At 47.7% G+C, this 12,238-nt stretch carries 8 protein-coding genes; all 8 read right to left on the reverse strand.

Translation table 11 applies throughout. The features are described 5' to 3' along the window. Window positions 1-38 precede the first annotated feature (38 nt). Window positions 39-818: an SDR family NAD(P)-dependent oxidoreductase gene (locus G8768_RS03255; protein WP_166851435.1), complete on the reverse strand. Its 780-nt coding sequence runs from the start codon at window positions 816-818 to the stop codon at window positions 39-41. A gap of 190 nt (window positions 819-1,008) precedes the next feature. Next, complete coding sequence (locus G8768_RS03260) at window positions 1,009-1,233, reverse strand: amphi-Trp domain-containing protein (RefSeq protein WP_166851433.1); 225 nt, start codon at window positions 1,231-1,233, stop codon at window positions 1,009-1,011. Further along, a complete protein-coding gene (locus tag G8768_RS03265; RefSeq protein WP_166851431.1) occupies window positions 1,223-1,603 on the reverse strand; it encodes a hypothetical protein in 381 nt (126 codons plus the stop codon). The genes G8768_RS03260 and G8768_RS03265 overlap by 11 nt, the downstream gene beginning before the upstream one ends. A 64-nt stretch (window positions 1,604-1,667) precedes the next feature. Next, window positions 1,668-3,488, reverse strand: coding sequence for a hypothetical protein (locus tag G8768_RS03270; RefSeq protein ID WP_166851429.1), 1,821 nt, complete (start codon window positions 3,486-3,488; stop codon window positions 1,668-1,670). Window positions 3,489-3,539: 51 nt separating this feature from the next. Further along, window positions 3,540-5,369, reverse strand: a complete 1,830-nt coding sequence (locus tag G8768_RS03275; RefSeq protein ID WP_166851427.1) for a hypothetical protein — start codon at window positions 5,367-5,369, stop codon at window positions 3,540-3,542. A 65-nt stretch (window positions 5,370-5,434) separates the two neighbouring features. After that, complete coding sequence (locus tag G8768_RS03280; protein WP_166851425.1) at window positions 5,435-7,270, reverse strand: hypothetical protein; 1,836 nt, start codon at window positions 7,268-7,270, stop codon at window positions 5,435-5,437. Between the two features lie 64 nt (window positions 7,271-7,334). Next, a complete protein-coding gene (locus tag G8768_RS03285; RefSeq protein WP_166851423.1) occupies window positions 7,335-9,275 on the reverse strand; it encodes a hypothetical protein in 1,941 nt (646 codons plus the stop codon). A 259-nt stretch (window positions 9,276-9,534) separates the two neighbouring features. Beyond that, window positions 9,535-12,180: a hypothetical protein gene (locus G8768_RS03290; protein WP_166851421.1), complete on the reverse strand. Its 2,646-nt coding sequence runs from the start codon at window positions 12,178-12,180 to the stop codon at window positions 9,535-9,537. Between the last annotated feature and the right edge of the window lie 58 nt (window positions 12,181-12,238).

A 12,238-nucleotide genomic window follows, 5' to 3' on the forward strand; every position in this document is an offset into this window, starting at 1 on the left:
TTTTTTATTGGGACAGATTTTGTCTGATTGAGTCAGCTCTATGCTTGGCAGCGCCCGCCATCGACGACCAGAGTGTGCCCTACCACATAGCTGGACTGATCCGAGCACAGCCAGCAGATTGCGTTAGCCACTTCATTGCTGCGTCCCAGACGTTTTAACGGAATGCGAGACTCAATTTCCTTCAGGCGTTTCTCCGGGTTGGGAGCGCCGTCGATTTGCTGTTGAACCCGCGGCGTTAAGGTGGCGCCGGGGGCCACAGAATTGATTCGAATACCCTGTTGAATGTATTCCAATGCAAGGGATTTGGTGATGCCTTCCAGGCCGAATTTTGCGGCGCTGAACGCAGCGGCGCCAGGTGTTGCGGACAGCCCGTTTACAGATGAAACATTCACAATTTTTCCGCCGCCGGGCATTAAGGCGATTTCGCGTTGCAAGCAAAACATTTGGGACCAGAGATCCGCGTCCAGTGTTTCCTTGAGCTTTGCTGTGGGAACATTGGCGAACAGGCCGTGTGAGGCTACGGTGGGCGAGGCATTATTAATGGCAATATCCAGACGGCCATAGCTCTGTTCAATACGTTTGAAGAGAATATCGGTGGCGTGCTCATTGTTCAGGTCGGTGGCGATAAATTCGACGCTGTCTTTCAATTCGGGATTGGCCTCAAGAGCGTTGTCCCAGTTTTTCTGGCTGCGACCACAGCAAATTACCTGAGCGCCCTGGCGAACCAATTGATTGACTGTGGCGAGCCCAATGCCTTGGCTGCCACCAGTGATCAGAGCAACTTTATCCTGGAAGTGCGTATCTGTAGTACTGTTCATAAAATTTCCGACATTAAAATAAGAACGGCCTGTATCTCCAAGCCTGTTGCTTTAACTATAGCGTAAAGACGAGAGTTTGCCTGGGCAGTGGCTATCGGTGTGAATCAGTGGGAATATCTGCGCCCCAATGTGGGGCGCAGTGGGTATCGAGGGCTAATCAGAAGGCCTTCGGCGGCCTGAAAGCTGGGGCTTAGTCGTTTTGCCACTTGATCTGGAATTCGATTTCTTCCTCATTGCCTTCACGCTCATGCTCAATATTGTAGATGGCGCGTACTGGCACATAGATGCGCTCGCCCGCAATTTGAATTTCAAACTTGTCACCGGTTTCCAGGGCATCGGCCAGACGACGCAACTTGGATACAAACTCAGCAGTAGAGTAAGACTTTTCGATATCGCGATCACTTTTATTGCTCATGATGTTCCTCATTCTTGGCGTTTGTTTGATCAGTCTCTTCCTTAGACGAGTCTTTTGAGCAAAGGGGAATCTGTTCCAGTACGGGTTTGAGTAAGGGAACCTCTTCCAGCCCCTTGCCATCCTCCATTATCTGTTTGGTCACCAGATACCACTGTGCTTCATTCAGATTGTCTTCAAAGCCCTTCATCACGCAGGCGCAGTGTTGCCAGGCTTTGCTCAGGGATTCACTCTCACGATATTCCGATTCCATGCAGCCCGCGCGAATGCCAACTTTAAAGGTAAATACCTTCCACGGGCTGACGGTGTCGTTGGCCATGGTGGAGTGGCAGAACAACAGTAGCAGAGTAGATAGGGCTGTATTTTTACTCATCTTGGATATTCGAATTTCATAAATCTAATGGCTTTACTTACCCAGCATTGTTTGCACAAGTAAATTATTCATTGATCGTTATATCACTTACGTAGCCGTGTTTTAAGGCTATGCCATAATTTGCCAGGGTACCGCTGTGGCCTACTGAGCTGTTTACGTAAACCTGAGTGGCGAAGCCGATGGCTGGCATTCCTTTAACGGTAAGAGATTTGACTCCAGCGGTGACTTGCCCTGCTGTTCCCGCTCGACTCGTCAAATGTCTAAGATCGAGGTCCGTGTACTCCAGTCGAGCCCAGCCATTGCGGTAGTGAGAGGAAAAATATCTATCAAGATTCGCAAACGATTCCGTAATTCGTTGACCTAAGTGGTTGGTTTTGAAGTTAATAATATTACTTGTCGCACAAAGGCCATAGAAGGCACGTCGAAGGACGCCTGAGTTTGCATAATAAGCTACATCTTCAGAGCTTTCTCGATCCCAATATCTCAGGTTGAATTGGCTGCACGGAAAATCTGGGCGTAGCCTTAGTATTTCAAAGGGGGCTTGCGCAATATATTCCGATGAGGAGTTTTCACTAGCCAGCTGATTCACGGCGATAAAGTTTCGGGTGGTTGGTAGGGTGACTACCCAGTTTGTAGTGGCATTGAGAGCGGGCTCTAACGTATAGTCATTGATTACCATGCTGCGACTTAGCATGGCCGAAAGTGCTTCCTTACCACCGGCTAAACCCAAGCCTTGTGGTCCCCCTGTGACCGATAGAAAAGAATCGTTAGCACGCTGATCGCCATACATATGAAAGTTATCACTGCGATGGCTTTCCTTGATAGCCGCTATCACCTGCCCACCGCCGGCCAGGCGTGAACCGCTGGCGCCAGCTTGTCTTTTAACATGGAATAGGGAGACTCGATCACCAGGCAAATTCCCGGTGTTCTTGATTTCTTCAGATTCCATGTCGACCAAAGGTCCGGCTAAAAAAATCTGTTGTTGGCCGTCAGAGGTTTCCAAAATTGCCGACGGTACACCATCGTCAAGGCCGGGTTCATCACCTCCCGGGCTCGGGTGATAACCGCTTGCCATAAAATCTTCAACCGCCACAGCCTCATATTGGATCGCTGTGCCGTCGGGAACATTGATGATAATGCCATGACCTGACAGGCCTCCACTGGGAGGAGCCAGGGGAATCCTTGCGCGGGTAAAATCGCCTGGTCCGCTGTCTGGATCTGGATAATAAAATGCTGCTGTGGAGGGGTTGTTGGCATCCGCAGCTGGTTGCCAGGCATTCGTAAGCGCTCGACAGTTTCCCGGTAGGCCTTGGGCATGATGGATTGCGCTTTTTAGTTGCTCGATGGCTTGCTGGTCATTCTGTAAAAAGGGGGTATCGTTCACAGGATTGAGATACGCAGTTCCACTCTCTTCAAAGTTCAATGTGCCCATTTCGATAACCTCAACATGACCTATTTGGTTATATTGGGGATTGCCATTTTCGAGGATTTTGAATGCAGTTACCGCACCGACGCTGTTTGGTCCGGTAGCTGCTATCTGCTCGGGTACTGTGCAGCTGCTATCGCCCGTTCGAATCAAAGCGCCTTCACCATTTGGGTCTTTGGTGATAACCGCGGACCAGTGATCGTGAGGCGACAAATACACATAGAAATTCGCTACCGATTGACCATCGTGGGATTGTAAAACACGCACACTTACAGCTTTATAATCCCTTGTGCTGTTTAATAAAGACAGATAGGTATCGTTAGCTTGCGCTGTAGTGTACAAGGGATACATAAGCAATTGTCCGCTCCCGTCGGGGTTAAGGTGCATTTGGCCCTTAACCGTAAAGCTCACTAAAGCGGCCAGCAAGCTCAGAACAATCGATCGTTGTTTACAGTTCATACTGCTTCCCATTTGGAGATTTGAGAGGGGTTAATAAAATTTGAGTTTCAGCTATGGAGAAACACCACTCTCTATATCTGTACTGTATTGGTGTGCTTTTGAAACGGCATAGTTTGCCAAAGCACCTGCTGAGGTTGCCGAGTTGTTGACGTATTTTTGGATCGCAAATCCAATAGCCGGTAAACCGTTCACGGTAATAGGAGGAATCTTCTCTGTTTCCTGGCCTGGCGTTCCTGCTCTCCCAATACTTTTGGCATTAGGAAATCCTAGTTTGGCCCAACCGTTCGAAAATTGCTTACTCAATGGAATGTTTAAATTTATTTGCGAACCGGATTTATCGTCATTCAGCATACTGGTCTTGTGGGCAAAGCTGACGACATTAGCAGAAGAACATAAGGTTGGAGAGGCTGAAGTTCTAAGTGTAGTTCCAGAGTTGACATCGAAAAGCACAGTATCGCCATCGGCCTCACGATTCCAAAACTCAAATGTTATTTCTGGACAAGGAAAGCCTGATTGACTACCCAGAGTACCGAAGGGCCTTTGAGTTATGTATTCGTTTGTTGAATCTGGCGCAACAGCGATAAAGTCTCTAGCCGTTGGAAAAGTGATGAGCCAGTTGGTATTGGCATTAAGTGCGGGCTCCAGGACATAGTCATTGATAATTCTACTACGTCCAAGCAGGGCTGACAGGGCCTCTTTTGACCCAGGCAGACCTAAACCCTGTTCTCCACCGCTGACGTCAACAAACGAACTGTTGGATCTATGGTCGCCGTAAAAATTAAAACTGTCACGGCTATTATTATCCTTTATAGCAGCAATGATTTGCCCTCCTCCCGCCAGGCGAGAACTTGTGGCACCGCGTGTTCGATTAACGTGGAGCAAAGATACTTTGTCACTCGGTATAAAACGAGAATTCCTAATATCATTCGACGCCAAATCCGCAAGAGGCCCAGCTAAAAAAACGGCCTTTCGTCCATTCTTCTTGCGTAAAGTAGCGGAAGGTATTCCGTCGTCAATACCTGGTTCGTTACCTCCTGGAGTTGGGTGGTAGCTTCCGGACATAAAATTATTGATGGCAATCGCTTTGTATTGAGCCGCTGTTCCATCGGGTACATTTATAATGACCCCATATCCAAAGAGTCCACCACTGGGGGGAGCTAGAGGAACTCGAGCTTGGGTAAAATCTCCAGGCTCATCATCGGTATCCGGATAGTAAAATGCTGATGAAGAAGGTTCTATTGATTCAGTATTTTCAGAAGGTGCTTGCCACGCAGTTGTAAGCAAAGAGCAGTCATTCGGTGCATAATATGTATGCTTGATGGCGTTCTTTAGGCTATCAATCGCATTTTTATCGTTCTCGGAAAATGTATTATTGTTTAATGGGTGGAGGTACTTATCTCCTGACTCTTGGTAGTTCAGAGTACCCATTTCAATCACTTCAATATGGCCGATTTCATTATTTGAAGCTGTATCGTTTTCAGCCCCTTCAAATACTAAATCTTCTCCAATGTTGCCAATCTTCTCCGCCGCGATTCCTGTGGGGATAGTACAGGATATGTCAGCGGTACGAATGCGGGCGCCCTCGTTGTCACTAGTTTTGGTAATGACGGCAGACCAATGATCATGGGGAGATAGATACAGATACAAGCTGGCCACTGATCGGCCATCGTGAGCTTGTAAAACGCGGACGCTGACCGCTTTAAAATCATCGGTGCTATTTATCAATGATATGTAAGTATCATTGTCCGCTGCAGCTGTGTAAAAGGGATACATTAACAGCTGTCCTTTGCCATTTGGGTCGAGATACATTTGAGCCTTGCTCGCTATGCTCAGCAGCCCTAAGGCCAAAGCAAAAGAAAAATGGAAAATTCCTGTTTTCATTCGTACTTATCCGTATAGGAAGATTAGAAAACTCTTTGAGTTACTTTTTAAAAATAACAGTAGCGCTAATCCGTTGATATATTTGTCGTGAAGCTATGTTTCAATGCGATGGAGTAGTTCGCAACCGCTCCGCTTTTAATCACATAGTTGTTAACATACTTTTGAATCGCAATACCGATAACTGGCAAACCCTGAACGGTCACGGCTGAAACACCGGCAGTTTGCTGTCCTTGTACTCCTGATCGACCGACCAGAGGCCTTTTGTCGAGGTGCAAAAATTTAAGTTTTGCCCAACCACTTATAAAGCCTTGTTCTAATTCAATACTATGATTGACGTTTTCTCCAGATCTCTCACTACTCAGAATATTGATTTTTTTAGAGAAACTGACAACATTATTCGCTGAGCATAATTCTGGTGGGCGCGGATTAGTAGGAGTAAGAAAGCCACTAGTATTGTACACTCCCGCTTCATGTCTATAAGTAAGACGATCCCAGTATTCAAATGTAAATTGGGCACAAGGAAAATCTTGCCTGGTATATGGGCTGGTGAACGGTAGTTGAACCATATGTTTGGTTGTTGAACCCTGTGGCCTTGAAACAATAAAATCTCGAATTGTGGGAAAGGTTAGCACCCAGTTTGTATTGGCATTCAGCGAGGGGTCCAAAACATAATCATTGACGATGCTGTTGTGCCCGAGCAATGCTGATAGAGCTTCCTTAGATCCTGGTAGACCTAGGCCTTGTTCGCCGCCGATGACCTCAAGGAACGAGTTGTTGGAACTGTGATCACCGTAAAAGTGAAAGCTATCACGGCTATTGTTATCCTTTATAGCTGCAATGATCTGCCCACCTCCAGCCAGTCGAGAACCAGTCGCGTCACGTACTCGGGTAACATGGAACAAGGACACCTTATCACCAGGTATAACCCCGCTATTTTGAATGTCTTCGGATTCGGTATCTACCAATGGCCCAGGTAGAAAAATGGCTTTCTTTCCATCGGTAGTGCTTAAAACGGCCGAGGGTACACCATCATCAATACCCGGTTCATTACCGCCAGGGGTGGGGTGATAGCTACCAGACATAAAGTTGTTCACCGCAACGGCTTCATACTGAACAGCGGTACCATCGGGTACATTGATAATAATGCCATGACCCGACAAGCCGCCACTCGGCGCTGCTAAAGGAAGCCGGACTTGAGTGAAATCTCCGGGGCCGTTGTCAGTATCGGGGTAATAAAATGCCGATGAAGAAGGAACCGTGTTCTGGGGGTTGTTGGAAGGTGCCTGCCATGCAGCGGAGAGTAATGAACAATTTACGGGTACGTTGTTCACATGGCGAATGGAGCTCTTTAATTGATCAATAGCCTTTTGGTTATCGGCACTGAATATCTGCTGAGTGATAGGGTGAAGATCATTTGCACCTGCGCGTTCATAATTCAGAGTACCCATCTCAATAACTTCAATATGACCGATTAGATTGTATGGCAGCTTGCTGTTCTCTGCTTCTTCAAACGTCAGCGTTGCCCCAATAGAATTCGATCCTGTAGCAGCGAGCTGTGAAGGGATTGTGCAAGAGGTATCGCCCGTGCGGATAATTGCACCATCACCATTCGGGTTTTTCGTAATCACTGCTGACCAGTGATCTCTGGGGGATAGGTATAGATAAAAACCGGATACAGATTGGCCATCATCGGCTTGTAAAAAGCGTACGCTGACGGCTTTATAATCGTCAGTGCTGTTGAGCAATGACATATAGGTATCATTGCCGTTGGCTGCGGTGTAGACGGGGTACATTAGCAGCTGACCCTGACCGCTTTGGTCAAGATACATTTGCGCACTCGATATAGCACTCATCAGTGTGCCAAGAAAACTCAGGGCAATCTGTGAAGGTTTAATAGTCATTTGTCACTCCTTTGAGGCTGTTCAGGTCGAGTATTAATTTGAATCTATAACACGTGCCCGTATTCTATTTCGATATGTCATGACTAATATTTCTGCTGCCTTGATGGGGCTTTGAAATAGCATAATTCGCTATTGCTCCCGCCGATGTAGCCGAATTGTTGATATATTTTTGAATAGCAAAACCAATCGCTGGTAGCCCCTTAACGGACAGAGTTTTCACTCCGGCAGTTACTTGTCCAGCGGTTCCTGAACGTCCGATAAGTGCCTCTCGCTGATTGTCTGATTTGAGTTGATCGTGATCGAGATTAAATTCGAGCCAGCCGTTTTCGAAACCCCTGGTCAAAGTGACTTTTTTGTACATATAGCCCAGAGTACTTGAGTTCAGCAGCAGGTCTGTGCTGCTATCCGGTTCATCATTACTCAAACTGAAGAGATTGGTTTGAAAACACAGGCTTGCCTGGCTGTCGTTGGTCGCGGAACCAAGGTCGCCAGATGCAAGCAAGGCGTCTTGTTGTTGCTCTCGACCATAATAATTTGCGGCTACGTGATCGCAGGAGTTGGTATTGCTGTGATCCCAAAGGCTGGAGAAGGGGGCTTGAGCAAAACGGTGTTGTTCGGCGCCAGTTTCACCTATTTGAGCAAGATTTACGAAATCCCGTTTGGTGGGTAAAGTGATCACCCAATCGGTAGCAGCATTTAAGGCGGGCTCCAAAACATAGTCATTACTTACCGAGCTGCGGCTTAACAGTGCACTTAGTGCTTCCTTGGAGCCGGGTAAGCCTTTTAGGGTTTTCCCGCTTATAACTTCTGTAAAGCTGTTCTTATTACGAGTATCGCCATAGTGGCTGAAATTATCACTGTGTGTTGACTCCCTTATGGCGGAAATAATCTGCCCGCCTCCGGCGAGGTGGGAAGCTGTTTTCCCGGGCGTGCGGTCGACATGAATAAGCGAAACCTGGTTTCCGGCCACCGCTGTTTTTGCTTCGGAGTTACTTTGGAAATCAGCTTCGGCCATTGATCCCGCGAGGAAGATACTGTTTAACCCTTTGCTATTTTCAATCAGCGCCGATGGAACGCCATCATCAATACCCGGCTCGTCTCCACCTGGGTGTGGGTGATAGCTCCCGGACATAAATCCGTCGATGGCTGTTGCTGAATATTGAATTGCAGTGGCCTCAGATACATTGATTATTATGCCATAACCATAAAGGCCTCCTGTAGGGGCAGCCAAAGGGATGGCTGCTGAACTGAAGTCACCTGCCCCATGTTCGGGCTTTGCGTAGTAAAATGCGCCTTCTGGACTATCTATTGATTCAGCTTTTCTATCCGTGGCTTGCCAAGCTGATTCTAAAGCAGCACAGTCATTGGGTGGAGAGCCGTATCCGTACCTATGGTTCATCGAGTGCTTGAGTGCTGTAATTGCTTTCTGATTGTCGATGCTAAAATCTTGGCCTGTGACTGGGTGATTGTCGACAAGGTCATCACCTCCACCAACCTTTTCATAGTTGAATGTTCCCATCTCAATGATTTCGATATGCCCTACCATCGTGCGCTCAGCATCTTTGTGTTGTTCATCGGCCTCCGGACCGTTGTCTCTATATTTTTCTGGAGTAAGCAGTACTCGCTCACCCAAAGTGCCCGCCGCTTTTGAGGCAATAAGGTTTGGGATCGTACATGATGTGTCGGCAGTAATGAGTGCCGTACTATCAATGGAAAAGTCATCGGAAACTACACTGGCCCAGTGATCGTGGGGAGCGAGATATATGTAAAAGCTCAGCGTACTTTGGCCATTCATGGCTTCAAGGAACCTGACGTTGATGGCTTTATAGTCGGCAGTGGTATTGACCACAGAAATGTAGGTGTCGTTGTTTCTACTAGTGGTGTAGAGCGGATAAAGCAACAATTGACCGGTGTTGTTTGGATTTGAAAACATTTGTGCGCTGCCAGGTAAGCTGAACAGCCCTAAGGCCAAACCAAAAGCAAAATGGGAAATCCATCTCGTCATGAGCATTTATCCTTATATAAAAATGCTGTGCAAAGGTTTAGGTTTTTAGAAACCATGCTTTTCGAGGGGTATAGATAATCTACATTTGGGAGCCGAATGTAAACTGATTGTTTTAAGAAGTGCTTATTGTACCGATAAAACAGTGATTGTTTTGGATGGAAGGAATCTTATGAGGCGCGTTGAGAGTGGGTGTGGGTTCGAAAGATTGCACAGGTATACGTCGCTGATGCATATACCTGTGCAAAACCATAGTACTTTATTACTGGTTTATACGCTGATCCTGACTCAGATAAATTGCTTCGCCATCCACGTCCAGATTAGCTGAGCTGTGGATGGTGATAGGGCCTTTGTAATCTGGATTTAACTCAAAAAGCTGTTTGAAACTTTTGGTTTCATAGGGCGCGATTTCGACATCGACAGTTTGTACGCTATTGCGAACGGCCTGGCTCGGCATGACATCAATCCGTAATGTGCCCTTGGTTTTGCCAGAATAAGGGCCGGTAATTTTGACCAGGTTTTGCAATTTGCCATCACGCAGATTATTGCGATCTACCATGCAGACCCCATCGAAGCCCGGGTTTTCAAATTCTTCGGTGATGGTGAATTGTCTACCTTTCCAGTTTACCTTTTGCTTTAAGTTCAGTGTGCTGGCCTTGACGTTGTGAAGGTCAGCAACGGCATGGTTTGACAGCGATTGCTCGATGCTTTGGTCAAGATTTTGTTCCTGCTGTTTCCAGCTGAGGGTGCTGTTCAATGTGGCGTCGCCAGCGATCTCGCTCAACAGCTGAGGTTTTCCACGGTTGTAACGCAATCGATTATTCAGGCCCGCCAGTTGTTTCAGTGTGTCTTGGTTATCACTTGCCAGCAGAGCGTTTTCCAGTGTGCTGAGTGTCGCTGAAGCCTGTTGATGCTCGTTGTTCAGGCTCGCATAAATGGTGGGCAATGTGTCTGAGCATTGCTTGGCGAGCTCGGTGTTCTGTTCGTGCAGGCAAGCACGGAATACGCGTTGTAATTTGGGCATGTCGACAAATTGCCAGGGGTTGCTGACAATTTTGGTTTGCCCTTCTGATCGCGGTGTCTGAGCGTTATTGGGGAACTGCAAATAAGGTGTCAGGCGATGGCTGACATTGTTGGCTAACAGATTTATGGCGCTGTTTCTCAGGCGTTTAATTTGCTCCTCAGACAGTGAGATTGTTTCACGTTGTTTGATCAACTCACCATTAAGCTCGCTACGCAGTTCAACGATCAAGCTGTTATTGGAAATACTAAGGTTGATGCCAAGCTTTGCGCCTTTTTCGTTTTGTTTTTTCATTGCATCAAGCAGCTGGGGGTTCAATGCAAAGGCTTGATATTGGGGCCCTTCAAAAACCAAATAACGGCCTTCTTTCATCCATAGTGGGAAGTAGCTATCAAGCGCGTAGTCGGGACGTTTGATTTTTGCTTTTTCGTTTTTGCTTGTCTTGTTGTCGTTAGTGTTTTCAGTTTCTTCCTTAACGACTTGATAGTCTTTGCGATAAGCCTGGTTTTCGGGGTGCAGTTCAAGCCCCAGACCGATACCCACCTGACCACGGTGAAGTTGTCCGGGTTGGTATTTCACCAGTAATCCCAGTTGAGATTCGGCGGCGGGAATAATGAGCGGATTTGCCAGAGGCCCCGGGAAATCCACAGCGTTTTGCATGGTGCTCAGCAGTTCACCCTTTGGATTGATACCAATATCCAGACGTGGTTGCTGTTTTTCTTCCTGCACACGAATCCAGTAGGCGCTGCCATCCTGCTCCCACGGGCCCGAGGCAATATGGAAACTGCTGTTCTGGCTTTTGACGTATTCCTGAAAGGCTGCCTCTAATTGATCCCAATCCGGGAACACCTCTTTCAGTAATTTATTGGCGGTGGGTAAAGTGGCTTCGGAATGCGGATTGGCGGCCATCAGTTGATCGCGGAACCAGGCGAAGTATTGTGCTCGCTCGGGATCGCTCAGTAAAAAGTGAATGATAAAAAAGTTGAGGCCACGTTTGAGTGCGGGGTCATCATTAATTTCAGCGATGCCGGGTTTATCGGCGGCATAAAACTGTTTCAGGCCGCTGATCAGGTAGCTCATGGGAGCCCGGTCGCGGACCATCACCGCCAGTTGCTGACGCTCAGGGTAGTACACATGGCTGGCGATGGAGTCAGCCAGGCCTTCAGTAATCCAGTTCGGTGCCCAGGTGGAGTGGCCACTCAACGCCATATGGTAAGCATGCATGGTTTCATGGATGACGATATAGCGTTGATGCTGTTCACGGCTGGAAGGGAAGCTGTAACCAGCGCGGTTGTAATACATGGTTTCACCACCAGCATTCTTGTGAACACCGCGACGGAAGCCATCGTCGAGCATGGTATTGCGGGTGCTCGCCCGGCTTTTGCCATAGACCACCGCAATGCGTTGATTGTCGATATTGGCCGGTTCCGCCCCGAACAGCTCGACGTAATGGGGGTAAGACATTTCCAGCAGTTCCAGATAGAGCTTTACCTTGGCTTCGGGCAGATCGCTCTTGATCGCGAAATGCTTGCTCACCCACCACTCATAGCCCGGGCTATTGGAGATTTTACCCGCACTGTAGGTATAGGGAATTTGTCGTCCCAGCTTCTTGATGTCCATCGCCAACAGGGTGGACAAGCGGCCCTCGACCTTGACGTCGGCCTTCATTTCCGAGGGTTTGGGGATACTCAATTCGGCTTTTTGAGGCATTGCGGTCGGCGTTTTGGGTGTTTGAGGGCTGCAAGAGCTTAACCCCAGGGCTGCGAGACAGCAGGCGTTGACGATACCGCTGTGCCGCAGAAAAGACCGTGTGCGGGAGCGAGATGCTGAATAGGTCTGACGAATAGATTGAATCGGTGATTGGGGCTTGGAGTTATTATTCGTCATGCCGGGTCCTTTGTTATTGACTAAATTGTATATTTTATACAATATGCCCAATTACAGG

Origin of the sequence: Pseudoteredinibacter isoporae, assembly GCF_011602085.1 — a bacterium.
Taxonomy (GTDB): domain Bacteria; phylum Pseudomonadota; class Gammaproteobacteria; order Pseudomonadales; family Cellvibrionaceae; genus Pseudoteredinibacter; species Pseudoteredinibacter isoporae.